Raw genomic sequence first — 25,406 nt, 5'->3', positions numbered from 1 at the left:
TGTTTTTAAAAAGTGTAACCTACACTTAGAAGAAAATTACGTGGTGCGTCAGGGTAGAGACGAGTATAACTATACCCTCCTACCCAATGGGTTTTGTCCAATAGATTATTAAAATTAGCTGCGATATTGAACTTGTTAACTCGGTAAGAGAGTGCTGCATCAAACACTACATAACTGGGTAAGGTAAGGCCTAATGGAACGCCATCAACTATGCTATAGGTATCAAAAGTATTTCTTTCTGTAACAAAATTGCTACCCAACGAAATACCCAGCCCGCTGAATATGCCTTTAGCAAAGGTATACTTAGCCCAGATACCTCCCTGATGTTCGGGAGCATTCTCTTTTATCCGTCCTATCTCTTCCTCATTATCACTTTCTGTAATTTCAGCACGATTATATGCATAGTTAAAATTCAAGCTAAAGTTGGGCAGCGGGTTTCCTATTACATCTATTTCTACTCCCTTGGCTCTCTCCTGCCCTCTTTGCTCCAGCAAGTCTGGGTTACCTGCATTATTGGCATTTACCAGTATGTTATTTTGCTCTATACGATAGATCGCCAGGTTTACAGAAAACAGCTCATTGAAGAATGTACTTTTAATTCCGGCCTCCCACATATTAGCTGATAAAGGATCAAAGGGGCCGCCTACATTTGGATCCTGCAATACTGAGGCGGTCTGAGGCTGGAAGCTTTCGGTATAGGTTCCGTATAAATTGATGCGTTCGTTTAGCTCGTATACCAAACCTATACGAGGCAACAGTTTTTCCTGCTTTACTAATTCTTCCTCCTCTGTTTTGTATCCGACAACATCACGGTAGTTTTCCTGACGTAGGGCTAGCAGTGCCTGAAACTTACCCAGGCTAATTTGATCCTGCACGTAGAATCCATACGTGAAATAGCGAGTAGCTGGCTGTGGCAAATTACTGTTAACCAGATATTCGTTAGGGTAACCGATGGTATAGTTAGGGTTCTCCAGATTGAAATGAGGTACATTAGGCACCGGCATACCGTTTTCAAACCTAAAAAACTGAGACTGAGAAGGATCATAACCTGAAGCAACTCCTCCATCAATAGTTCGGTAGCCAAACGAACGGGCTTGCGCCCCCCCTGCGGGCTGAACCTGCTGAATGTAGTCAAAGCCTACTACAAGCTGATGTTGTAAGGGGCCGGTACTTCCATTTAGTACAAAGTAGGTGGTCAGGTTATCAGCTACCTGCTTACGAATACGGTTAATGGTCTGCATCTCCATCTGTGTAGGAATCTGATTTCCCAGACTGTCTACCGCAAAGCGGTTGGAAGTACGATGCTCAAAAAGATCTTCGTTCCAGCTGAACTTCATATAAGAAGCATTAAATGAGAGCGCATCTGTAAAGCGGTGGTTGAGCGAGAGCGTAAAATATTGCACATTGTTTTTGTGGTAGTCATTGGCCTGGCCCAATGCAAAAGAAGTTGGCGTACTGTTTAGATCATCACCGGCAGAGGCCCCAAAAATAGGTTGCCCACGATCCAACTTGCCCTGATAACGGTTGATAACCAAATCAAAATTGACACTGGTTTTATCTGTAGGTAAGAAAGAGATGGAAGGTGCAATTATATAAGTAGTCTTTTGTTGAAGGTCACGAAAGGTGTCGGTATCCTCATAACCCAGGTTCAATCTGTACAGTAAAGTACCTGATTCATTCATAGGCCCGGTAAAATCTGCCGTAGCTCTTAACGTATTAAAACTACCGATGGTAAACCCAATGGACTTACGGTCTTCGTCCAGAGGTTTTTTAGTCACGTAGTTAATGGTTCCTCCAGGATTTACATCTGCAAACAGGGCAGAAGCCGGACCTTTGATTACTTCAACACGCTCCATATTAGTAAGCAGCGGTTGCGGGCCAAAAATCCCTACCGAACGCAATCCATTGATGAGATTAGACTGTGTGCTACCATTGCGGAAGCCTCTGATGGTATAATCATCATAATAAGAAAACTGGTTGACTCCGCTCAAATTCTTCACAATATCGGAAGTACGATAAGCCTGCTGGTCCTGGATAATTTCTTTGGTAACATAGCTAACGGCTTGAGGAACATCCTGTAAGGGGGTCGCTGTTTTTGAGCCTATAAAAGATACGCTATTTTGATAGGTCGTTTCTTTTCTGCCGGTAATTTCTACTTCCTGCAGCTCAGTAGCGCCACTTCTTAACTGTAAATTGAATGTTAAAGTCTCTCCTGCATTGAGCTTAATGCCTCGGCTAATTGTAGTGTAGCCTACCGAAGATATCACTAAATTATAGTTACCTGGCTCTATTCCACTAAGCAGAAAATTGCCCTGGGCATCGGTGGTAGTACCAAGCGTAGTACCTTGCAGGCCAACATTGACAGACTCCAGAGCTGCACCACTTGTAGCTTCTGTAATCTGGCCGCTTACTGAAGCCGCTTGCTGTGCAAGTACGCTATGACAAAAAAGAAAGAAGGTTAGGATCGGTATATAGTTTCTCATTAGGCTTTATTTAGATTCATTTCAAATAAAACCCAAAACTAAATTTGTCCTTCTTACTTATCAATGACTAAGTATAGCGTTTATATGTAGCTACTGTTAGGGTGTATTACTAATAGTAGCTAGCCCGCTAGCTAATTGTCGGAGACTTCTCTTTCCAGCGCCAGAAAGTGGGTAAGTTCCTTTTTGTGGTTTAAGAGTGGGTGTATTTCCACATGACAAATATATTCTTCGCCATTCTTACGGTAGTTGATCACGTCTGCGGCAAAAGGCTTTTCGCTTTCCAGCTTTTTACGAATAAGTGCTTTTGTTTCAGCGGAAGTGTTTTTGCCTTGCAAAAATTTAGGGTCCTTACCCATCGCGTGCTGCGCGGGGTAACCAGTCATTTTGGCAAAACCAGGATTGACCCAACAAATTTGCTTGTCCATATCGGTTAGTACTAATGCTTCGTACGGTTGCTGAAGTAGCACCTCCAGGTCAATATTCCACTTGTAACGATCGTGTAGTTTTAGCAGGTTTTGCAGATCATCGTTCTTTTTGGCCGTAACTCTACATTCATGTAAATGCATAGCATATACATCCCAACTGCTAAAGGGAGAAAGCATACGTTCAGGATCCATCTTATTGGTACTCATATTGAATATTGTCTATAGTGCTCAGGGGCAGAACAAAGTATGAAGATAGATAAATTCAGCCTTATTTATAAAATGACAAATTCATATCAATTTTTAAGCAAGCATACAGATATCCTTTAACATTATTAATTACAACTCCTATAAAGAAAAGGCTATGAAATTTGCATGACAATTTTCCATAGCCTCCTGTAGTACTATAGTTCGCGGGTTATTGCTGTAAATATGTTTTAGCTTTAGCGATACTTTCTTCCATCATAGCTTTTACCTCAACAATAGCTTCTTTTTGTGCTTCCTGCTCTTCTATTAACTGTTGCACAGGCACACGGTTCTGACTGGTATCGGACTGAGTTTGTAGATCATGCTCCTCATCTGATAATTCAGCAGGTAGCTGTTTTATGGAGCGCATCCACTGCATCATAGCGTCATCAGCCTTTTCCAGCTTAGTAATGAGTAGCTCAATACTATCTATTCGGGCAGCATAAGTATCTGCGCCCTGTTGAGACAAAGAATCTTTTTGTGCCCTGAGTTTTCTTTTCAGCCTCATAATTTCGTCCATACGTGGCATCACTTCGTCATGTATAGCGATAGCTTCCGTGTATATCGTTTGGGCTTTTTCCATTTCAGGATCTTTAGCTTCTTTTTCTGAAGCAGTCTGACAGCTTAATAAGCCACTGAAAAGCAGGGCCATCAAACAGTAATTAATATGTTTCATACCTATAAGTTGATTAGTGGTTCTATATTAATTGTGAGATCGGAACATTTTAAAAAGCATATTGTACACCTAATGTAAGCTTTTGCTTGGTCTCCATTTGGGTACCGTTTAAATCCTGCACCAATGGATACTCATATTCCATTGCCAGACGTACATCTTTCAGGGCACCTTCTGGTACATAAAAATTAATACCTCCACCCAAAAACAGCCACTTTCCCCCACTATTTTCGGTAAATACAGTGGGCACCATACGATTCATCACAGCCATATTGTATGCCTCATCTGCACCAGAGATTTCTCCCTGAAAAACAGCAGTAGCCCTCAAAGAGGCACTTATCATATTTGTGAGATGATAAGCTGACCAGGCAAGAACTTCTGAGCGAGGAGCAAGTTGGTAGCCTCTGTCATTTTCATGGAGAGGCAGTAAAATGCTGGCCTGTGCGCCCATACTACTGCTTTCTTTTTCTAGCAGATAAGTTATGCCGGGCTTTAGTCCCCAGCTTCCACTCCCGATTTGCATAGGGTATGGCAGCTGTGTTTCGTCCGGTGCCGAAGCAGGGCTTACCCCTTTTACATCAATAGACCCACTTGGTACCCTCAGTCCCAGATTGATATGTGCACGCTGTCCATTCTGATCATAAACCTTATACAAAGCAGATACCCAGCTGTCTGCCAGGCCTGAAGACTCAGTAGTAAAATTCATTCCCATGCGCGTACGATGATCCATACTCATTTGTAAGTAGTTGAGCATAAGCATGATCGTAAGTTTGTCGCTGGGAGCATACATAGCACCCAGCATATGCATGTGCATAAGCATACTTAAAGGGCTTAGCATGTACTCTTGCAACACTGTCGCTATGCTTAGTGAATTAGTAGACTGTCGCATATCTTGCATATCCATAAACATATAGCGGTAAGAGAACATCACATCGCCTTTGCTATGGGTATGATCGCCCATCACACCTATAGGACCATGGCCATCCGGGCGACCAGAAGTTCATTGATGTTGTGCTGACATAGGTAAATAGCTAATAATAACTACAATGATTAAACTGATAAATCTCATTCTGATTTTGTGTAAACGATGAAGAAATTGGTATTAGCAATGGGCAATAAAGCCCTAGCCAGAAGCTATAGTATAAGTACTGCGCTGCGCTAGCTGTACACTATAGTCTGGAAAAAAAAGGTTTACAAAACACAGATTAAGATTGTGGCGGGTGAAATATACCTCTGCTCACTAAGATATCGGGCAGGCTGCTTTTAAATGATTGGTAATTGTGCTCCTGTAGTATAGTGACTTTGGTATTATGCTTTTGCACTGCCAGCGAGCAGATGGGTGACCAGTTTAGCTTAACTTCAAAAGTACTGCTTTCCTGCTCCTGCTCTGCCTGCTTAATACTATCCTGAAGAAAACATTGTCCATTGCAGTGCAGCTCAGGCTGGTTCCGGTTTTCGCAGAACAGGCGTACAAACACTTCCTGATTGTACTCATAGTTATACACAATAATGGCCAACTGCCAGGCATGTAGCCATAGCAGAAAGGCCATTAAAAGCGATATGTATAATCTAACTCTCACGAAAGGAGATAAACTTCTTTAATTAGTTTACATCAAAAGCTAAGCTTACCTGTACCTGGTCCCAACTCATATGAATCATTCCCTTGCCGTCTCCCAGATCTTCAACCTCGTAGGTAAGGCGCTGCACTACATCTTCCAGCTCCTTTGCCTGTACCTGTACGCGAACCAGGTCCTGGCTTTGCTGATACTCTTCTGCCAGATGCTGATCATATACTTCATTAAGAATCAGGGTCCAGTTTTCTCTGCCAGGAATGGTAAAAAAGCCATAGGTTCCTGCGGGTATGGTAGTACCTTCTACTTTTACATCTTGTCCGAAAGTAATGGCAGTGGCCCAATGCGAACCAGTTACCCAAACCTGATCGTAAGAAACTAATCCGTTCCAGATTACTCTGCCCCTTTTACCAGGAGAGCCATAATTAATGCTAATTTCTGTTCCTCCTACAGTGCCCTCTGCCAGTCTGCGAGCACTGGTAACCATTGTATCTTCAGGGATTAGCCCCGCATTAATACTATCGGCGTAGCCGGGACGGAACAGTTGATGCTCTTTCTCCAACTCACTCATTTCATTTACCGTATTTTCTGAGGGTACTTCTGTAGTACTTGCTTGTTCTTTTTGTGGGTTACAGGCTATTATAAGTACGGTACTTAGAGATAGCACAGCTAATTTTTGTAACATTACTTAATCTTGGTTTGGCTATGGTTTCTATGAAAAAATTTATTTCAAGGTGCTGAGGCTAAACATATTAGCCGCGTAATTATCTGCTACTTTCTGCGAAAAAGGGTCATGCATTACTACGGGGTGCTCAGCAAAACTCACCGGATTAGGGGCCGCAAAAATCGCGGCCACATCGGCATCCAAAGCTATGCTCTGCTCCTGGTTCGCTTTAAGTTCCAACTCATCTCCATTAGTCTTGAGGTCAAACTTGAGAATTCGGTAATTAGCATCTCCTCCAATATGGTACACCAGACCTTCATTCAGCTGGTCTTCGGCAGTACCATACTTGCCCTCTAACAATAAAAATTTATAGCCGGTGTTCCAGTCCCAGGCCATTTCATTGCTGGGGTCCAGAGCACCTAGCCTATCGGTAGAAGTATTGGTAGCATTATCCACTCCAATCGCAAATTCTAGCTGAGAGTACTTACCCAGTGGAATATTTTCTATAACTATTACAAAGTTATTCCCTTCTTCTGCCTGCACCAAATGATAACTTTCCGGCTCTAGAAAGAACGTGCCGTCAGAGGCATTACGAAGCTTTATGTTGCTCAGATAATATTTAAAATCCTGTATGTTGTATTTCTCTCCTAGAGCATTGCTGTATACCTGAGTGTTGAAAACCAGAGCTTCTCCACCTACCGTATGGCTAAGTTCCAGATTTAGAGTAGCTGTTTCTTTTACCTCTCCGTTTCCGTCCTCTTTACAGGCACTAAAGCCGAATACAATTATCAGTAAGATGACTGAAATGATATGTTTCATAGGTATCGTCTTTTGGGTAAATGACTTATTCTAAAAACGTAGCCCGAGCATACTTATTGATCTGGCCAAAAAGATTAAACTAACCTCTGGCTATCATTAAATCATGCTTAAAAAAACTACAAGAACACGTGACGAAAACTTATTAACGAGGGGGATGAAAGAGATGAAACACCAAGAGGTGTGAATAGCATGAGGCTACAAATGAAGATAAAGAAAGCCCGGGCAATGTAGGCAGTTGAAAATTAGTGACTAATTTGTGAGGCACAAAGAAAGTAGCTAATACCACAGAGGTGCTTTCTCCCTGCTCCTGTCGGTTATCAGCCCTGTTTAATTGGTCTTTCAAAAAGCACTGGCCTTTGCAGATGCTAATTTCATTATCCTTTTCAATACACAAATTCGCGGCAATGTACTCTCGGTTTAGCTCAAAGCTAAACTGTACCAGGCTCAATGAAAAAGCATTGAGCAAAAGTATAGTGGCAATAGCTATGTTGAGTACACGATACATGCTGTAAAAGTAAAATAGCCTATTAGTATTTGCAAACTATATACATGGATTAAAACTGCCCGAATACCTCTCGTTAATGTTACAATCTTGTGCTTCATTTTGGATAAATCTTGAGAGTGTATTGCTTTCTTCTAAATAAGACTTTAGTTTTGGGTAATTTATAATTAGTTTAAATAAAGACAATATTTTTTTTAGTTCATACAAAAGTGATTGTCTTCTATTTTTTAGATGCACGGCCTAACCTCTTCCATGAAAGTAACCCAAGTACTAATAGCTGACCCACAAGAACTTGCTTTAGCAGGTATAGAACGGATTCTTTCTAAAGAGAACACTTTTGAAGTATGCGGGCAGGTGAAAAATAAAACTGAACTAGATAAAAGTATTCGCACTCACACGCCTGATATACTGGTACTTGACTACGAAAAGCTGGCAGGATTTACCGCGGAGTCCTGTTTACAGCTAGCACAAAAGTACCCAGACCTTAAAATTTTTATTATTACAGCAGACCAGCAGCAAGAAAATATATTGCAGGTACTTGAGTCAGGAGTACTGGCATTTTTAACCAAAGACTGTAGCCGTCAGGAAATCTTAAACGCTTTCTACTCTATTACTCAAGGGCAAAAGTTTTTCTGTAACCGTGTGCTGGATGTACTAATGAACCAGAAAATATACCGCAGCTCACACGATTCATCATCTGGAGAACTCACTGAAAGAGAAACACAGATTATTCGCTACATCGCTAAGGGGAAAGGCACACAGGAAATTGCTTCTTTATTGAACCTGAGCCCTCATACAATTAATGCTCATCGTAAAAATATACTCAAAAAGCTAGATGCAACCTCTCCGGTAGAAATGATTGTAAAAGCACTGAGTAAAAAGATTATCAGCTTTGACTAACACCTGAGAGACTCAGCTTTCAATACCCTTTTCTTTTGCAATTTTTTGCAGACAACTTCTGCATAAACAGCTCTCAAAATTCTCTCGCACATAGCGAATGCTCTCTTTGTCAAGCACAACACCATAGCACTGGCACTGTCCGATATTTCCAGGTTTGCACTCAAATGATGTTCCGCAAAGTGGGCAAGATTTAATCTCGTGCTTAGGCATACAACAGCTTGAAGACATATAACAATAGAGGCGAGTCGTTTAAGACTCGCCCTTAATATATCAGACTGCAGGTTTACTTACAAGCTCACGCATGCGTCCGGCTGCTTCTACCATCTTTATCAGTGCCTGTTTGGTTTCTTCCCAGGCACGTGTTTTTAGTCCACAATCAGGGTTTACCCAAAGCTGTGAGGCAGGGAGTACGTCAGCCGCCTTTTTCAGAAGCGCTGTCATCTCCTCAGTTGTAGGTACCCGAGGGGAATGAATATCGTACACCCCTGGCCCTATCTCGTTAGGGTAATCAAAGTCCGCAAAAGCATCTAGCAGTTCCATCTGTGAACGAGAGGTTTCTATACTGATAACATCAGCATCCATAGCGGCTATATGCTCAATAATGTCGTTAAACTCAGAATAACACATATGGGTATGGATTTGGGTATCATCCTCCACCCCTGCAGCAGAAACTCTAAATGCAGTAACTGCCCAATTCAGGTAATGGTCCCAGTCCTTTCTAAGCAAAGGGAGACCTTCTCTTATGGCAGGCTCATCTATCTGAATGATTTTGATACCATTCTTTTCTAAATCCTGTACCTCGTCGCGAATAGCATAGGCAATTTGCAGGCAGGTTTCTGAACGCGGCTGGTCATCACGAACAAAAGACCATTGCAGTATGGTAACTGGCCCCGTCAACATTCCCTTTACATACTTGTTAGTGAGCCGCTGGGCAAAGCTTGTCCACCTTACCGTCATAGGTTCGGGGCGATATACATCACCAAAAATAATGGGAGGTTTAACACAACGGCTTCCATAACTTTGTACCCAGGCGTTTTGAGTAAATACAAAGCCTAACAGTTGTTCACCAAAGTACTCAACCATATCATTTCTTTCAAACTCTCCGTGTACCAGCACATCTATTCCTATTTCCTCCTGCCAGCGTATAGCTTTTTCCGTTTCTTCCTCTATCAACTGATCGTATTGCGCTGCTGTTAGTTGCCCTTTTTTAAACTGCCTTCTCCAGCTTCTTACTTCCTGTGTCTGCGGAAACGAACCAATAGTTGTTGTAGGGAATAAAGATAGCTTTAGCGAGGCTTGCTGTTGTGCTTTACGGCTGGTAAAAGTACTCTTACGGTTAGCATGTGCCTGCTCATACGCTTTTACTCTGTCTTTAACGAATTGATTGTGTATAAGCTCAGATGTTTTGCGACTTTCTACTGCCTGCTGGTTTTCCTGAAATTTACGATCTACCTCCTCAGAGGTATTGCCATCTGCAAGCTCTTTGAGTATAACAGTTTCATCCAGTTTTTGGCGTGCAAATGCTAACCATTGCTTTACTTCGTGGAGAGCAGAGTTTTCTTCAGTTTCCAGTTCCAGATCATAAGGTACATGGAGAAGTGAACAGGAAGGGGCTATAAAAACTCTCTCTTTGCCCAGCTTTTCCACTGCCAGACGAATAAGCTTAAGAGATGACTCATAGTTGTTTTTCCAGATATTTCTACCATCTACTACACCTAATGAAAGGCTCATTTGCTCCGGCAGGTAATTGATAACTTTCTCCAGTTGCTCAGGAGCACGTACCAGGTCCAGGTGAAGTGCGCATACCGGCAAACTGCTGGCCAGTTGTAGATTATGAGCTATTCCTTCAAAGTAAGTAGCCAGCAAAATCTTTAGTTTAGGAAATGTCTGACGAATTACCTGATAGGCATACTCAAAAGCACGCTTTTCCTTATCTTCCAGGTCCAATGCCAGAAAAGGCTCATCTAGTTGCACCCATTCTACATCTTCTTTTTCTAAACCTCTTAGCAATTCCAGGTATACGGGCAGTAAGGATGACAGCAGCTCCAGTTTATCAAAATCTTTATCTTTTTCTTTACCTAACAATAGGTACGAAACCGGCCCTATTAATACTGGTTTTGCGGGTATACCCATAGATTTGGCTTCGCGGTATTCGTCCAGTACTTTGGTAGAGCATCTTTTAAAGGTCTGATTCTGATAAAACTCCGGTACAATATAATGGTAATTAGTATCAAACCACTTGGTCATCTCCATAGCTACCAGATCCAGGCCGTCTTTCTGATAACCCCGAGCCATGGCAAAATACAGATCGGTAGCAGACACTCCCTGCTCTTGTAGTACCTGATAACGAGGAGGAATAGCACCAAGCATCAGACTCATGTCCAGTACCTGATCGTAAAAAGAAAAATCATTAACAGGAATAAGATCAAGACCAGCTTCTTTTTGCAGCTTCCAGTTAGCTTTGCGTAGCTGCTGTGCGGTTTGCAGGAGTTCATGCTGGCTAATTTTGCCTGTCCAGTAGTTTTCGCAGGCTTTTTTGAGTTCTCGGCGGGCACCAATGCGCGGATGCCCCAAATTGTGCGTTAGCATTTTCACTATTTTTGGTGAAACAATAAGAAAATGTCTTATCACGCTTCGGGAGGCCCCGAGATAGAAGAGAGATAGCAAAGGAAATGACACACCAAATCCTGTCTGAACACAGAGCATTTTTGGCAGGCTTAGACATAAGTTACCTCTAGCCTACTTAAAAATAGACAAAGCTCTCCATTTCAAACAGTTTATATGCATCAATCCTGACTAAAACCTCAGATCGCGAAGGCATCGTCATCTCGTAACAGGCAGGTCTCCTGGCTTATAACATTTTTGCCATCCTTCCCGCATGTTGCAGTGGAGTACAAGGGCAAAAACTCTAATGTTATTTACAGTTGCGCGACAGCTCGTGATTTGCACACGATTCCCTATTAATTCACCTTAAGTGAAACCTATAACGGCTGATGTTGAAGCTATCAAAGAACGAAAGCTCAAAGCTATACCAATTCGTGGAGAGAACAAAGAAGTTTCTCTCAGCCATTGAAAAAGCACGCCCTTTAACTGCTTCAAAATATTTAATTGCTATTTATGATGAGTTATTTTTCATCCATCATACCAGCCATACCTTTGGCAAGCAGGCTATCGGGCACAAAATTAGACATAAAAGCCTGAATCTTATTTTTAGTACCAGATACAATTCTTTTGTCTCCCTTCATTAGGGCATCGTAGCCATCCTTAGCTACTTTGGCAGGGTCAGATAGTCCAGTGTCCTGTACAATATGGGTATCCTCAGCATTTGCTCTTTCAAAAAACTCAGTGTCGCCAGCTCCCGGGCATAAGGCAGTCATAGTTACTTCGGTATTTTTCAGTTCCTCTTGTAGGGCTTCGGTAAATGATAGCACAAAAGCCTTGGAAGCAGCATACACGGCCATTTTAGGCACTGGCATAAAAGAGACTGTAGAAGCAAGTTGTAATATTTTACCTTTGTTTCTTCTGACCATATCTTTTAAGCATAGTTTAGTTAGTTCTACCAAAGTCAGTATGTTAAGGTGCATCATCTTTTGCTCCTTCTCCAGCTCAGTGGCTACAAAAAGTCCGTGGGTTCCGAAGCCGGCATTATTAATCAGCACATCTACCTCCAGGTCTTTCTCTTTAATTTCTGCGTATAATGCTTCGGCTGATCCAGGCTGCGAAAGGTCTTTGGCTATTACTGTGATAAAGCATTCCGGATGTTTAATACGAATGGCTTCTGCAATTCTTTCTAACTCATTCTGATGTCGGGCTACCAAAATCAGGTTATAGCCATCTTGCGAAAAAAGTTTGACAAACTCTAAACCAAACCCACTGCTGGCCCCTGTAATCAGGACTGTTTCATTATTCTTTCTCATGGTAAATTTCTTAGTTTAAAAAATCAGTTTAGTAGTCAACCTTCACTTTATCATTATGTTTTCTTCTAATGTATTACTACCGTTTTCAAAATTTTACTCACAAATCATGCTTATCTCATAACATCACCACCCTAAGCTCGCCTAAACCATTTACCTTTCTTAAAATATCGGGCGCTTACATTTTTACATAAATCCATGATAATCAACAACTAATCTTTTAGCATACTCGTATTCACTTCTCGCCCCTACACGGTATTTTTGGCCTAACTTCCTCCTATTACAGTTATAATTATGCTATTTCATAGCATCCTAAATCACAAATTCTTCCAACTTTTAAACTAGCATATCGTTGGGATAAGTGTATTTTTTTTATGATTTAAAGATTAATTTTTTTATGAATACTTATCAAAACCTTCACCTGGCCTATATAGGTGCTGAGTGGAGAAAAGGAAGTGCTGATGGCACCACACCCATTATGAACCCCTGGGACAATAGCCAGATTGCAGAAGTCCAGAACTGTAGTGCTGATGACATAGATACCGCTTATCAGGCAGCAGCCAAAGCTCAAAAGAAATGGGCAGAAACCAGCCCTTCGCATAAACGTTCAGTCCTACTGAAGGCTGCTGATATTATGGAAGCCCGAAAGGAAGAGATTATAGACTGGCTGGTTAGAGAAAGCGGAAGCACTCAGCTAAAAGCAGGTCTGGAATGGTCAAACGCATTTGAGATTACCAGAGAGTCAGCTACTTTTCCATCTCGTTCGCATGGTTATATTTTTCCTTCAGATATACCTAATAAAGAAAACCGCATTTACCGCAAGCCATTGGGCGTAGTGGGTATCATTAGCCCCTGGAATTTCCCCTACCATTTGTCTATGCGCTCTTTTGCACCTGCTCTGGCTACCGGAAACGGAATAGTACTAAAGCCAGCCTCTGATACGATAGTGACCGGAGGCACTTTAATTGCAAAAATATTTGAGGAAGCAGGCGTGCCTCAAGGTTTAATTAGTGTAGTAATGGGTAAGAGTTCCGAAATAGGCGACGCTATGGTGGCACACCCCATTCCTGAACTAATTTCGTTTACCGGATCTACAAAAGTTGGAAAGCATATTGGAGAGTTAGCAGGTAAATCGCTCAAAAAAACTTCTCTGGAGTTAGGAGGTAATAATGTGATGATTGTACTGGACGACGCTGATGTTGACTATGCGGTAGAATCTGCTACTATGGGTAAATTTATGCACCAAGGGCAGGTATGTATTGCGCTTAATCGCATACTGCTTGCGGACAGCATCTATGACCAGTTTGCAGAAAAATTTGCAGATAAAGTAAGGAATTTACCAGTAGGCAATCCGGAGGATAAAAAGACTGTAATTGGTCCGATCATTAATCAGAGCCAAGTAGATAGTATACAGGAAGATCTGCAAAAAAGTATTGAAGCAGGCGCAAAAAAAATAGTAGGCGGTAAGGTAGACAAACTGCTGATGGAGCCGGTAGTACTTACTGAAGTAACCAATGACATGCCTATTGCCGCTAATGAGATATTTGGCCCGGTTGCGCCCCTTATTCGCTTTAGTAATGTAGATGAGGCGGTAGAAATGGCTAATAATTCTCCTTATGGACTAAGTGGGGCAGTACATAGCAAAGATATAGAGCATGCCGTAGAAGTAGGAAAGCGCATAAAAACCGGCATGGTACATATCAATGACCAGTCTATCAACGATGAATATATGGTAGCTTTTGGTGGAGAGAAAGCATCAGGTATTGGTCGCTTCGGAGGAGAATTTGTACTAGAAGAATTTACCACCTTACAATGGGTAAGTGTGCAGAAAATACACCGTAATTATCCAGTTTAAAAAACACTTTTTCTAAAACAGTAGTAGTCAGGAAAGTCTAGCTTTCCTGATTGCTATTAGTTATTTCCATCTATAGTGCTTTCTACCTTAATTGCATAGGTAAACTACCCTAATCGCTCCGCTTTTCCCTTTATTCCTTAATTATATCCTACTCTTTAGTTGTTATTGGGAAATTATAAACTTATGTTGAAAGAGAAAAAAGCTCCCTAACCCCATTAACTACAATATCTACTCTTAAATTTTTTTGTCATGCGCAAATGCAAAGTTGTGTTAGCCGACGATCATGCAATTCTTACAGAAAGCACCTCTTTTATGCTTTCAACCCATGAGGATATTGAGCTGATAGGCGTGGCTTCTGACGGCGAACAACTCCATCAGTTAATACAGATGCATAAACCTGATGTACTTGTGTCAGACATAAGCATGCCGGGGCGATCTATATTTGACATTACTGAAGAGATTAAACGTACTGGCCTGCCAACTAAAGTTCTGATTTTTACTATGCATGAGTCTGCAGATTATGTACAAAAGGCTCTTCGCCACCAGGTAGATGGGTACCTTACCAAAAATGCAGATACCGAAGAACTTATCAGCGCTATCAAGAGTTTGAGTAAAGGAGGCGAATACTATAGCCAAACGGTCAACAGGGTAGTAATTGCAGGATTAAAGAAAAAGCAGAGGTCGGATGAAGATAGTTTTGACGAGAAAAATCCACTTAGTGCTTTATCTAAAAGAGAACTGGAAGTACTATCGCTCATTAGCGAAGGCTTAAGTTCTAAGCAGATTGCAGAAAAGCTTTACCTAAGTGAGCGTACAATTTCTAACCACCGGGCTAACATGCTACAAAAAAGCAGAGTACATACTACGGTGGAACTGGTTCGCTTGTATCTGGAAGAGAAGAAAAAGGGCTCTATTCCTGACTAACATACTATTTTCAGCTCAGTTTACACCATTCTGTTTCCCCTTGGCTTAGCCTTTCAGGCTGTATGTATATGCTTAGCTAACCGCTCACTCTACCTACCTTAGTAACTTTCACCTCTACTACTTTTGGTAAGGGCATTACTGTCAAACATATGTGGGCGTATATCCTAATTAAGAGATCAGAAAACACTATGCTGATCTACCCAAAGCCGTAAATTAATTGGCTAATACCAAAAGTATTGAGCAGTTCAGTACTCTGATTAATAAGAATACTGAACTGAAGAATACAAACGCCTAGTTGGCTTTTTCAGCAATATTGTCAAATATGGCTCCTAGTAAAGAAACAACCAGGGAAAAAAGGAGTGCCCACCAAAAGCCTGACACATAAAAGTTGCCAATAAGTGAGTCGGTCAGCAGCACAATAACAGCATTGATTACCAGCAAAAACAAGCCAAGCGTGAGTATGGTCACTGGTATTGTCAGTATTACCAGTATAGGACGAAGAATAGCGTTAAAAAGGGCCAGGATAACAGCAACCCATAGTGCTGCCCAAAAAGTTTCTACTGTTACTCCCGGTAATATGTAGGCTGCAATGAGCACCGCTACTGCAGAGAGTACCCATTTAAGAATAAATGAAAGCATAATATTGGTTTGGTTGATAGATTTATGAATATGACTAAAAAAAACTTATTCTTCAATGAGATGTTCCGTATAGCCCATCTTTACCAATGTACGATAAGCTTCCCAAACTTCTTCCGGCACTTGCTGCGCTACCTGAAAGCCTTTCTCTGCATACACCTTAATTCGTTGTAAATCACCAACAATCAGGTGAATCACTCTTTCGTGGTTTATTTCTTCGTCATGGGCAAGGCAGTAGTTCTGATAATCTAATGCTGGAGATGAGATGAGACAGTTTTTTTCTGGAAAATGCTTTTTAAAAGTAGCATATGCTCTGCGCTCCATATAAGGTTTCTGCACGACGATAAATTTCTCAAAGTCCATACCCTCTTTATCCATCAGGGCTTTGGTATATTTCAGATTTTCGCCGGTATTGGTGGACAGCGCTTCTGTATAAATTTTCTCTTTAGGTACACCTTTTTGAACGGCTAGCTCAGCAAAAACTTCTGCTTCGGGCCGCTCCCACATACCTTCAGTTAGTCTGCCCAGCCCCCCGGAAAAGATTAAAGTATCGGCCCAGCCCTCTAAAAACAAGTCCGCAGCATGCTCAGCTACTCTCAGGTCATGGCTGCCCAAGGTGAGAATACAGTCGGCTTTCTCGAGAGAATGGTTCATCAAATGATAATTCCAGATTGTCTGTACAAGAGTTTGTTTGTCCATAGGCTGTAATTTAGTACTTTTAATCATAACGAAATCTGCCAGCATTGCCAGACTGCTTTATATAGCTGTATTATTTTCAGGATAACAATCACTTAAAACAGCATGCCCGGTAGTTGTAAACTTAAAGCACTCAAAATGAGTGAGCTATTACTTTGCCTGTTCTAAGGTGCATCGTCTACATTGAATTTACCTAAAGCATGTTAACAATTTCTTAAACAGGCATAACTCCTCTACTTTATACTAAAGCCGTAATTTGCCAACCTATTCAATCTAATCTCAGATGCAGAAGAACACACAAAACAGAAGAACATTCATCAAGTCAGCCGGAATTGTAAGCCTGGGTTTTATGGGGCTCACCCAATATGTAAATGCTAAGTCGTTTATGACACCCGCTGCAAATAATGCTGGCTATGGTCCTTTGCTGAAAGACCCTGAAGGTATATTAAACCTGCCTAAAGATTTTTCTTACAAAATTATTTCTCGCGGAGGCGATAAAATGACCGATGGCTTTTATAGCCCAGGCAATCCAGATGGGATGTCTACTTTTAAAGGTAGTCAGGGGAAAGTGATCCTGATACGTAATCACGAGACTAATCCTGGTGCAGAAGAAGGGCCTTACGGTAAAAATCTGGAGCTACTGAGTAAGCTCAAGCCAGAACAGATCTATGATTATGGTAAAGGAAGTAAGCCGGGAACAGGCGGTACTACCACACTTATCTTTAATGAAAAGAGCGGAGAGGTTGAAACTTCTTACCTGAGCCTGGCAGGCACGGTGCGTAACTGTGCCGGCGGTGTAACCCCCTGGAACAGCTGGATCACCTGCGAAGAAAATACCAGCCGCGCCGGTGAAGAGCTGGAAAAAGACCACGGCTATAACTTTGAAGTACCTGCCTCGGAGAAGATCAGGCTGACTGAGCCTACGCCCCTTAAAGAAATGGGACGCTTCAACCATGAGGCGGTTTGTGTAGACCCTCGCAACAGCATAGTGTACCAGACCGAAGATCGGGGAGATGGTCTTATCTATCGTTTTTTACCCAACAAAGAGGGCAAACTACACAAAGGTGGGAAACTACAGGTACTGGCTATAAAGGGACAAAAGAGCTATGACACCCGTAACTGGAAGGACCTGGAAACCCCTAAAATGCCTAAAAACCAGAAGTTTGATGTAGAGTGGCTGGACATTGATAATGTAGAAGCTCCTGAGGATGACTTGCGCTTCCGTGGATATGAAAATGGTGCTGCCCGCTTTGCCAGAGGAGAGGGAATGTGGTTTGGTGACAATGAGGTTTACTTTGCCTGTACTAATGGCGGCGAAATTGCCAGTGGGCAGGTATTTCGCTACATCCCCAGCGAATTTGAAGGTACTGCCCGTGAAAATGAGCAGCCTGGCACTCTTGAACTTTTTCTGGAGCCTAACGATCAGGATATTCTCAAAAACTGTGACAACCTGACAGTAGCACCCTGGGGAGATTTAATTCTTTGTGAAGACCACCCCGAGCCATTTGTAGTAGGAGTTACCCAGCAGGGAGAGTTTTACAAACTGGCTGAAAATACCGGGTTCCGTACCGAGTTTACCGGAGGAGTATTTTCACCTTCCGGAGACACCTACTTTGTTAATATACAGGGAGCAGGACTAACTGTAGCTATTACCGGCCCCTGGAAAAAACAAGTTTAAGATAGATACACATGCTCAATACGGAGGAGTCTTGCCACTTTGGGTAAGATTCCTTTGTTACTTTTACACAACTACCACACTACTTCCAAACCTATGAAAATTTTACCAGGCCTTCTTCTACTGGTTATCAGCCATTGGGCAAATGCCCAGGTGGTTCCTTTACCACATGCGCACGCACATAATGATTACCACCATGAGCGCCCGCTACTAGATGCTCTTGAGCAGGGCTTTACCAGCGTAGAAGCAGATGTGCTGCTCATAGATAACACTCTGTACGTAGGTCACGATATGCCAGAAGGTGAGCATCAGCTCCCCAGCCTGCAAAGCGCATACCTGGAGCCTCTTTTTCGTATCAGTCATAATCACCGGGGTAAGGTATACCCTGACTATGAAGGCGATTTCTACCTGATGATAGACATCAAAACCGAAGCTGAGGCTAGCTATGCCAAACTAAAAGAGCTTTTAAAAGAATATGAAAATATGCTGTCGTATACTGAAAATGGAACTTACCATAAAAGAGCTGTTACTATTTTTCTGTCGGGTAATCGTCCTATAGAAAGCGTGCAAAAAGAAACGCTCCGCTATGTAGGTATTGATGGTAGACCCAATGATCTGGGCAAAGGTTATGATAGCCATTTTATGCCCTTTATCAGTCAGCATTTTGGCCAGGTAGCTCGCTGGAATGGAGAAGGCGAAATACCTCAGGCAGAATATCAAAAACTAAAAAAGCTGATTAGCCGTGCTCATAGCGAAGGTAAAAAAGTGAGGTTGTGGGCTTCCCCGGATCAACAAAATGCCTGGGAGGTTTTGCTCAAGGCAGAAGCTGACCTTATTAACACTGACCGCCTGGAAGACCTCAAAAACTACCTGATAGAGCAGTATTCCAGTGGTCAATAGTGTTTATGATAACTTAACATTGACGTAATATTAAGAACATACTTCTATCGTACTTTTACTGACGTAGATTTGATTTTCATAATGGACGGTCACAAAGAGCTGGGGGATTCCTTCAGCTTTTTGTATTTATACCTATCATGCTTACTTCCAGCTTTTTGCCCTAATAATTGTTCTGTTTTAAAAGTCTAGCTTGTAGCTTTATGTTAGAGTAAAAACTTTTCACCTACATTAAGCACCTTTACTTCTCCATTAATATGCTTTCTTTCTTCCAGATCTTTTAAAATAGTAAGCGGCTCACCCAGAGGTTCGTCGGAGAGATCATAAGTACCGTAGTGCATAGGTATAAATGTTTTTGCTCCCAAATCATGAAAAGCCTGCACAGCTTCGCCCGGATGCATATGAGCCTCATTCATTACATAAGATGGTTTATAGGCACCAATGGGAAGTATAGCAATATCAGGGCTACCAAATTCCTCTTTAATTTCTTTATAGTGATTAGCATAAGCTGAATCCGCACCAAAATAAACAGTCTTCTCTTTAGTTCTGATCAGGAAACTTCCCCAGAGCTGTCGGTTAAAGTCATTCAGGTAGCGGCGATTCCAATGCTTGGCAGGAAGAAAAATCACTTCAACTTCTTCTGTAGTATTAAACTTTTGCCACCAGGCAGCCTCCTGAAAGCTTACTTTCTTTTTCTGCTTGCCCAGCAGTTCGCTTATTTTAAGAGGCAGCAGTAACTCCATATTTGGGTTTTGCTTTAGCAATTGCTTTACACTAGACTCATCGTAGTGGTCGCGATGTCCGTGAGAGATCAGTAGATAGTTTATTCCAATAAGGTCGTATATTGAGCAGGGTAAACCCACCTGCCTTTTTACTATTGGCAGATCTTTAAGACATGGATCAGTAAAAAAGCTCACGCCATTAATGCGCATAAAAAAAGAAGCATGACCCAGCCATACAATCAGGTCTTCATCACTAGTGATAAAAGAGGTATTGCGATCTACTTTCAGTTGGAAATCATCTTCAGCCTTTTCTTTTTTCTGTGGATTGGTACTCAACTGCCATTTTATTATTTTTTTGTACGATGCCTTATCGGAGCCGTAAGCATCGCCATTAAACATTTTATTGATATACAGGTTTCCCTTAAAATCTTTTTTTACAGTCTCTAAATCAGGGTTGAATAAATACATAGTTTAAAAAGTAGTGTTCTTGATGCACCAAATCTCTTCCTTTAAAAAGCACACCTATACTCGTTTTCTTCAAGTATTAACTCATTTGGCTTACAAACGTTTTGTTCCCTTTCCAATAATCCTCAATATCTTTTTTAGCGGTTGTGGAAGTAGTACTGATGAGCTTGTCGGTATTTATGAGACTACAATAAGTACCACCAGCGAGCAGAATAATAGCTCCTTATCAACTGATACATTAGAAACTAATGCTACCCCTATTTTTTCAGAGCAGGGGCGCACGCTCAGGCTAGAACTCTACGACGACCAACGGGCGGTTTTTACCACAAGTTTTTTGGGAGGACAGGCCCCGATTGTACAGAAAGGAAGTTGGGAAACACAGGATAAAAGTAGAATACGAGTCTTTTTCGTAGAAAAGAATGGTAGATTTTCTAAAGATACGCTCACCTTCAGCCGTAAAGGACTACGCCTAAACCTGAAACGAAAAAAGCTTAATGCTGAAGAAATAAGTTTACTAAAAATGGAACCTTTGGAACAGGAAGAGTAAACTACAGCGTTGTTTTGCCATCTTTAAGTATTTGTGCCTGAGCCACCCACTGATCTCTTTTAATTCTTCCCGGAAAAAACTCTATAGCTTCGTTTACTTTAACCTCATCCTCCTGATTGAAGTTAGAAACCTGCGCAAAAGTATAAATGCCCAATGCATTTAGCTTCTTCTCAATATATGGCCCTACACCTTTGATTTTTTTCAGATCATCTTTTTCTGCCTGAGAGGAGCGCCCTATTCTATCAAAATTAATTTGTTCAGCCTTGTCTTTAATACGTTCCAGCACCTCATCATTTGTATGCCTTGCCGTGGCTTTGCTCTGAGCTTCCGCTTTTTTTGGTTTGGCCTGTATCTGCTGCATAGCCTGCACTCGCGCAGGTGGTTTAGATACTATTTTATCGGCCTTAGGAGTATCAGTCTTGTCTTTTCTCGCGTTAAGATCAGCGATTTTCCTTTCCATTTCACGCCTTCTGCGGGTACAACGCTCTAATTGCGCACCTATTTGCGACTGTAGCATCTGAGCTTCATCTAATGCATATTGCCTCTGTTCCAGGGTAGATTCGTATTGAGATGCAGTGGTCTGTTTACCTATCAGGTAGCCTAAGAATGCGGCACCACCCAGAGCTACCAAAGCCAGGAATAAATCTAAAATCATGTGGGTATTAGTTAGTCATAAGTTTGATTTCTACTCTGCGGTTTTTACTTCTTCCTTCGGCATCCTCATTGCTGGCAATAGGCTCAGACTCTCCTTTTGAGTCTGTATTAATTTGCGCAGCAGCTATTCCACTGGCGATGAGCTGTCTTCTTACAAACTCAGCCCGCTGCTTGCCATATTCCAGATTGTTTTTAGCATCTCCTACATTGTCGGTATGGCCAATCAGGTTTAGTTGAGCCTCCTGTTCTTGTTGCAGATACGTTTTTAACTGCTGAATATGTTGTCGTAAGCTATCACCCACCACCAGGGTAGTATCGCCAGTATTGAAGTACACATTATGTGAGCTGACACTAAGTTTTTCTTTTAGTTCCAATAGCTCCTCATCATCCATTTCTTCTATTTCCGGAAGTTCGTCTATCACCTTAAAAGCCAGTCCATCCAGTAAGGTATCTTTAGAAAAAGTAAGGTTGATATTCTCTTCAGCCTGAGTAGCCAATTGCTCGGCACTAATGCCTAAGTTCAGGAGGTAATTTTTGAATGCCTCGGCCCTTGCCCAACCCAGATTAGCTGCGAGGCTATTGTTTTCTTCCGTTTCATCATAATAAGCAGTAATAACCAGGGCCTCATCATCATGCTCATCAAAATAATTTTTAACTCGCTTGAGCACTTCCTGCGTACTATCTGGCACAATAGGAAGTGCTCCTGATCGCGCAAAGCGAACGTTTTCACGAGCATATACCTCAAGGTCTTCACCTTCTATAGCAAAATAAGTAATAGTTTGGCTTCTCAGATCTTCATCTAACCTAGCCGCTCCACTTCCACAGTGCCCCTGATGCCAGCACACATAGTAGTAGGTCCAGAGGCTAATCCAACCTCCCAGAATTAAAATCAATACTGCTTTCATTAAAATGAACTCTGATACGTTGCTTAGCTTGCTTTACTATTTTTATGAGTACTCAGCTCACGGGCCTGCTCCATCCACTGATCGCGCTCCATACGCCCTGCAAACTCTAATAGTTCTTCGTTAATATGCGTAATATCTTCTGCACTTAAATTAGCCAATTGCTCAAAGGTAAATATGCCCATAGCGTTCAGCTTCTCTTCTATCACCGGACCGATTCCTTTTATGAGCTTCAGATTGTCGCCCTGTTTCGCACTTGTATTATTTGCTTTAGAATTTTTGGTAGCCTGCTGTTTGCCTGCCTTTGCTTTAGAAATCCGAGGCTGCAAATTAGGTTCAATGACTTCGGGCTCAAACACTTTGAGATTACGCTCCAAAAGATAAAAAAGTACCGCTAAGCCTGCCAGGGAGGCTATGACTTTAAAAACGATTCGTAACATAGAAGTAGAGTTTAACTGCACATAATATAAGAAAAAACTGGCTGTTTCGCATTACAGAAAAATAGTTGCGGAGCGTACAGCGTCCGATTTTGTACAATTTTAATACTCGCTACCTCAACTACTAAAAATCGCTGCTAAATCAGTTATTTTTTAAAACCGAAAATTGTATTTTTAGTTTATCAATCAATATTAAACCAACGTTTATCATTATGGGATCTATAGCTATACCTATTCCTCCCCTTTCCGGGCATCAGGAAATAGAAGTTGACATCAGAGTTAATGGAGAATTACAAAAGCAAAATTATCGGGTAGAAGTATTCTACTGGAAAGATTGCAAAGCCAGGCAAAGCCGCGCCGAATGTATACGAGAGATACTTTCTGGCTACGATAAAAACTGGCAGCTGTACTACATTGGCATGCCGACTGAAGAGTTTGTACCTATCACTTTTATGCAGAAAAGTGCCTAAAAGTCAGCCTGCTTACCAATGACTAACCAAGCTTATCTGTTTTAAAGAATAGTAGTATGCCCTGCTATCTGCCACCTAAAACTGCATACTGCTAAACCATACTGCTCTACGCAATATCCCTATTCTTATATTTCTTTCTCTTTTTTGTCTATTTCACAGTTTTTTTCAGTTGACAGCAAATGATTTCGCCTTATATTAGTTGGATGAATTATGCTCAAATTCATACCAGTCCGGCAATTTCTATCAAGTACTAATAAACTCTAGCCTAATGCCTCCTTTTATGCCTATTCGCTTGCTGATTTTATGCATTTTTGCCTTGCCCTTTTTATCCTCATGCGGTGAAGACAGCCTTCAGTTTGCTGTAACCTATCCTGATTCTTTAAGTGAAGAAGCATTGGATGGCAGACTTCTGCTGCTGATTTCTGATAATAATGAAAGTGAGCCTCGCTTTCAGATTAGTGATGGCCCACAGACTCAGCTGGTATACGGCATAGATGTAGAAGGCTATATGGCAGGAGATGAAGCAATTGTATCTGACACAGTATTTGGTTACCCACTGCAAAGCCTGAACGACATACCCGCCGGAGAGTACTATGTACAGGCTCTACTCCACAAATACGAAACTTTTAATCTTGCTAATGGCCACACCGTTAAGCTACCTATGGACCAGGGCGAAGGGCAGCAGTGGAATCGCTCTCCGGGCAATATTTACAGCAGTCCACAAAAAGTATATATAGATCCTTCCAGCAAAGAAAAAATTCAGATCAGCATGGAGAACGAAATTCCTCCTATTGAAGAACCTGAAGACACCAAGTATATAAAACATATAAAGATTAAGAGTGAGCTACTGAGTAAATTTTGGGGTAGGCCCATGTATCTGGGTGCCAACATTCTACTTCCCGAAGGTTTTGACGAGCATCCCGAAGCACGCTACCCTCTGGCAGTATTTCACGGACACTTTCCCTATACTTTTGATGGCTTTAGAACTGACCCTCCCGATCCTAACCTTGAGCCTGACTATAGCCAGCGTTTTGACTTGGCAGGTTACAATAAAATACAGCAGGAAGAAGCTTATAACTTCTATAAAACCTGGACAAGCTCTGATTTCCCTCGTATGCTTATCATTGAAATTCAGCACCAAAATCCTTATTACGATGATAGCTACGCAGTAAACTCTGCCAACCTGGGGCCTTATGGAGATGCGATTATCTATGAGCTAATTCCCTACATAGAACAGCAGTTTAGAGGCATAGGCGAAGGATGGGCCCGCTTTCTTTATGGTGGCTCTACCGGAGGATGGGAAGCGCTGGCGGCTCAGGTGATGTACCCTGAAGAGTACAATGGCTGCTTTGCGGCCTGCCCCGACCCAATTGACTTTCGGGCCTATACTGTAGTAAATATCTATGAAGATAGCAATGCTTACTACCTACCCAGCAAATTTAAGAAAACCCTCCGTCCGGGACATCGCGACTACCTGGGGCATGTAAATTCTACTTTGCAAGACATGAACTACAAAGAGTTGGCACTGGCAAGCAAAGGTCGCTCTGGACAGCAGTGGGATATATGGCAGGCTGTCTATTCTCCTACCGGTGATGATGGTTACCCTAAACCAATCTGGGATAAGTTGAGTGGAGATATTGATCATAGTGTAGCTGCTCACTGGAAGGAAAACTACGACCTGCGCTACATACTGGAGCGTGACTGGGACCAACTTGGACCGCAGCTGGAAGGGAAAATACATATTTACTGCGGTGATATGGACAATTACTACCTAAACAACGCTGTTATGTTGATGGAAGATTTTTTAGAGAGCACAGAAAACCCTTACTACAATGGCGAAGTAGCCTATGGAGACGGAGCTGAACATTGCTGGAACGGAGACCCAGAGCTACCCAATGCCATTTCCAGGCTAAGGTATAATACTATGTATGTGCCCAAAATTATGGAAAGAATTAAAAATACCGCTCCCGCAGGCGCAGACCTCAGCAGTTGGAGATATTAAATTTTCAATAGCATACATATTTTACCGCAGCCCTCTTTTATTAATACTAAAAGAGGGCTTTTATTTGCAGTTTAGTACGGTGCTGACCAACCTAATTCTGGATTAGACCGCTTTTTTTTCTTACTACAGCAAGTCTCACATTTCCTCAGCGACATTTTTTCCTATTACCTATCATGCGTTTTAAAGAAATTTCTGAATGCTAGCTTTATGCATAATCGTACTTTAAAAGAAGGACTTCATTACTGATAGACTCTGCTATAATTACCAATGCAAGTTTTGTTAGAGAATTAACACTCAGACTAAAAATCATTTAAAATGATAAAGCAACCT

Annotated in this window: 25 protein-coding genes and 1 riboswitch; of the genes, 8 read left to right on the top strand and 17 right to left on the bottom strand. The window is 41.8% G+C overall.

What is annotated here, in order from left to right:
- Positions 1 to 5: 5 nt before the first annotated feature.
- The 8 genes from PZB74_RS14525 to PZB74_RS14490 all read right to left on the bottom strand — a co-directional run bounded on the left by PZB74_RS14525 (position 6) and on the right by PZB74_RS14490 (position 7,383).
- Positions 6 to 2,483, bottom strand: coding sequence for a TonB-dependent receptor (locus tag PZB74_RS14525; protein ID WP_302237237.1), 2,478 nt, complete (start codon positions 2,481 to 2,483; stop codon positions 6 to 8).
- Between the two features lie 131 nt (positions 2,484 to 2,614).
- Positions 2,615 to 3,115 (bottom strand): PAS domain-containing protein, encoded by a 501-nt coding sequence (locus PZB74_RS14520; RefSeq protein WP_302237235.1) that lies wholly within the window; start codon positions 3,113 to 3,115, stop codon positions 2,615 to 2,617.
- 208 nt (positions 3,116 to 3,323) lie between these two features.
- Positions 3,324 to 3,827: a hypothetical protein gene (locus PZB74_RS14515; protein WP_302237233.1), complete on the bottom strand. Its 504-nt coding sequence runs from the start codon at positions 3,825 to 3,827 to the stop codon at positions 3,324 to 3,326.
- A 49-nt stretch (positions 3,828 to 3,876) separates the two neighbouring features.
- Positions 3,877 to 4,785 (bottom strand): hypothetical protein, encoded by a 909-nt coding sequence (locus tag PZB74_RS14510; RefSeq protein WP_302237232.1) that lies wholly within the window; start codon positions 4,783 to 4,785, stop codon positions 3,877 to 3,879.
- 244 nt (positions 4,786 to 5,029) lie between these two features.
- Positions 5,030 to 5,374, bottom strand: coding sequence for a hypothetical protein (locus tag PZB74_RS14505; protein WP_302237230.1), 345 nt, complete (start codon positions 5,372 to 5,374; stop codon positions 5,030 to 5,032).
- A gap of 52 nt (positions 5,375 to 5,426) precedes the next feature.
- The gene (locus tag PZB74_RS14500) at positions 5,427 to 6,080 is read right to left on the bottom strand and encodes a DUF2911 domain-containing protein (RefSeq protein WP_302237227.1); all 654 of its coding nucleotides are present in this window, start codon (positions 6,078 to 6,080) and stop codon (positions 5,427 to 5,429) included.
- 39 nt (positions 6,081 to 6,119) lie between these two features.
- Complete coding sequence (locus tag PZB74_RS14495; protein WP_302237225.1) at positions 6,120 to 6,878, bottom strand: MbnP family protein; 759 nt, start codon at positions 6,876 to 6,878, stop codon at positions 6,120 to 6,122.
- 142 nt (positions 6,879 to 7,020) lie between these two features.
- The gene (locus tag PZB74_RS14490; protein ID WP_302237223.1) at positions 7,021 to 7,383 is read right to left on the bottom strand and encodes a hypothetical protein; all 363 of its coding nucleotides are present in this window, start codon (positions 7,381 to 7,383) and stop codon (positions 7,021 to 7,023) included.
- Between the two features lie 249 nt (positions 7,384 to 7,632).
- Between PZB74_RS14490 and PZB74_RS14485 the strand changes: the two genes are divergently transcribed.
- Complete coding sequence (locus tag PZB74_RS14485; protein WP_302237220.1) at positions 7,633 to 8,280, top strand: LuxR C-terminal-related transcriptional regulator; 648 nt, start codon at positions 7,633 to 7,635, stop codon at positions 8,278 to 8,280.
- 12 nt (positions 8,281 to 8,292) lie between these two features.
- On the opposite strand, the gene PZB74_RS22640 is transcribed toward PZB74_RS14485, so the two are convergent.
- The 3 genes from PZB74_RS22640 to PZB74_RS14475 all read right to left on the bottom strand — a co-directional run bounded on the left by PZB74_RS22640 (position 8,293) and on the right by PZB74_RS14475 (position 12,197).
- On the bottom strand, positions 8,293 to 8,490 hold the full coding sequence (locus PZB74_RS22640) for a cysteine-rich CWC family protein (RefSeq protein ID WP_367281447.1): 198 nt from the start codon (positions 8,488 to 8,490) through the stop codon (positions 8,293 to 8,295).
- Positions 8,491 to 8,550: 60 nt separating this feature from the next.
- Complete coding sequence (gene metE, locus PZB74_RS14480; protein ID WP_302237218.1) at positions 8,551 to 10,869, bottom strand: 5-methyltetrahydropteroyltriglutamate--homocysteine S-methyltransferase; 2,319 nt, start codon at positions 10,867 to 10,869, stop codon at positions 8,551 to 8,553.
- 230 nt (positions 10,870 to 11,099) lie between these two features.
- A riboswitch (cobalamin riboswitch) is annotated at positions 11,100 to 11,280 on the bottom strand.
- Between the two features lie 125 nt (positions 11,281 to 11,405).
- Complete coding sequence (locus PZB74_RS14475; RefSeq protein WP_302237216.1) at positions 11,406 to 12,197, bottom strand: SDR family NAD(P)-dependent oxidoreductase; 792 nt, start codon at positions 12,195 to 12,197, stop codon at positions 11,406 to 11,408.
- A gap of 394 nt (positions 12,198 to 12,591) precedes the next feature.
- On the opposite strand from PZB74_RS14475, the gene PZB74_RS14470 reads away from it, so the two are divergent.
- The gene (locus PZB74_RS14470) at positions 12,592 to 14,049 is read left to right on the top strand and encodes an aldehyde dehydrogenase family protein (protein WP_302237214.1); all 1,458 of its coding nucleotides are present in this window, start codon (positions 12,592 to 12,594) and stop codon (positions 14,047 to 14,049) included.
- A 249-nt stretch (positions 14,050 to 14,298) separates the two neighbouring features.
- The gene (locus PZB74_RS14465) at positions 14,299 to 14,973 is read left to right on the top strand and encodes a response regulator transcription factor (protein WP_302237211.1); all 675 of its coding nucleotides are present in this window, start codon (positions 14,299 to 14,301) and stop codon (positions 14,971 to 14,973) included.
- Positions 14,974 to 15,264: 291 nt separating this feature from the next.
- Here the strand turns inward: PZB74_RS14465 and PZB74_RS14460 are convergent, their stop codons facing one another.
- Positions 15,265 to 15,612 carry a phage holin family protein gene (locus PZB74_RS14460; RefSeq protein WP_302237208.1) on the bottom strand — a complete coding sequence of 116 codons (348 nt, stop codon included), beginning with the start codon at positions 15,610 to 15,612 and terminating at the stop codon, positions 15,265 to 15,267.
- Positions 15,613 to 15,657: 45 nt separating this feature from the next.
- Positions 15,658 to 16,308: a YdcF family protein gene (locus PZB74_RS14455; protein ID WP_302237207.1), complete on the bottom strand. Its 651-nt coding sequence runs from the start codon at positions 16,306 to 16,308 to the stop codon at positions 15,658 to 15,660.
- A 280-nt stretch (positions 16,309 to 16,588) separates the two neighbouring features.
- Between PZB74_RS14455 and PZB74_RS14450 the strand changes: the two genes are divergently transcribed.
- Both PZB74_RS14450 and PZB74_RS14445 read left to right on the top strand, forming a co-directional pair.
- Complete coding sequence (locus tag PZB74_RS14450; protein ID WP_302237206.1) at positions 16,589 to 17,983, top strand: alkaline phosphatase PhoX; 1,395 nt, start codon at positions 16,589 to 16,591, stop codon at positions 17,981 to 17,983.
- Positions 17,984 to 18,076: 93 nt separating this feature from the next.
- The gene (locus PZB74_RS14445) at positions 18,077 to 18,880 is read left to right on the top strand and encodes a phosphatidylinositol-specific phospholipase C/glycerophosphodiester phosphodiesterase family protein (protein WP_302237204.1); all 804 of its coding nucleotides are present in this window, start codon (positions 18,077 to 18,079) and stop codon (positions 18,878 to 18,880) included.
- Positions 18,881 to 19,083: 203 nt separating this feature from the next.
- On the opposite strand, the gene PZB74_RS14440 is transcribed toward PZB74_RS14445, so the two are convergent.
- On the bottom strand, positions 19,084 to 20,067 hold the full coding sequence (locus PZB74_RS14440; protein ID WP_302237203.1) for an MBL fold metallo-hydrolase: 984 nt from the start codon (positions 20,065 to 20,067) through the stop codon (positions 19,084 to 19,086).
- A gap of 19 nt (positions 20,068 to 20,086) precedes the next feature.
- Here PZB74_RS14440 and PZB74_RS14435 point away from each other — a divergent pair, with 19 nt between their 5' ends.
- Positions 20,087 to 20,611, top strand: coding sequence for a hypothetical protein (locus PZB74_RS14435; RefSeq protein ID WP_302237202.1), 525 nt, complete (start codon positions 20,087 to 20,089; stop codon positions 20,609 to 20,611).
- A gap of 1 nt (position 20,612) precedes the next feature.
- Here the strand turns inward: PZB74_RS14435 and PZB74_RS14430 are convergent, their stop codons facing one another.
- From PZB74_RS14430 to PZB74_RS14420, 3 genes are read right to left on the bottom strand one after another with little or no spacing between them, the layout of a single operon-like run.
- Positions 20,613 to 21,266: a helix-hairpin-helix domain-containing protein gene (locus PZB74_RS14430; protein ID WP_302237200.1), complete on the bottom strand. Its 654-nt coding sequence runs from the start codon at positions 21,264 to 21,266 to the stop codon at positions 20,613 to 20,615.
- Between the two features lie 7 nt (positions 21,267 to 21,273).
- Positions 21,274 to 22,170 carry an OmpA family protein gene (locus PZB74_RS14425; RefSeq protein ID WP_302237197.1) on the bottom strand — a complete coding sequence of 299 codons (897 nt, stop codon included), beginning with the start codon at positions 22,168 to 22,170 and terminating at the stop codon, positions 21,274 to 21,276.
- Between the two features lie 23 nt (positions 22,171 to 22,193).
- Positions 22,194 to 22,607 carry a helix-hairpin-helix domain-containing protein gene (locus PZB74_RS14420; RefSeq protein ID WP_302237194.1) on the bottom strand — a complete coding sequence of 138 codons (414 nt, stop codon included), beginning with the start codon at positions 22,605 to 22,607 and terminating at the stop codon, positions 22,194 to 22,196.
- Between the two features lie 209 nt (positions 22,608 to 22,816).
- On the opposite strand from PZB74_RS14420, the gene PZB74_RS14415 reads away from it, so the two are divergent.
- Positions 22,817 to 23,074: a PDDEXK family nuclease gene (locus PZB74_RS14415; protein WP_302237192.1), complete on the top strand. Its 258-nt coding sequence runs from the start codon at positions 22,817 to 22,819 to the stop codon at positions 23,072 to 23,074.
- Positions 23,075 to 23,342: 268 nt separating this feature from the next.
- The gene (locus PZB74_RS14410) at positions 23,343 to 25,076 is read left to right on the top strand and encodes an alpha/beta hydrolase (protein ID WP_302237189.1); all 1,734 of its coding nucleotides are present in this window, start codon (positions 23,343 to 23,345) and stop codon (positions 25,074 to 25,076) included.
- Positions 25,077 to 25,406 lie beyond the last annotated feature (330 nt).

Origin of the sequence: Porifericola rhodea (assembly GCF_030506305.1) — a bacterium.
GTDB lineage: Bacteria > Bacteroidota > Bacteroidia > Cytophagales > Cyclobacteriaceae > Catalinimonas > Catalinimonas rhodea.
This window is presented reverse-complemented; position numbering and strand designations above follow the sequence as displayed.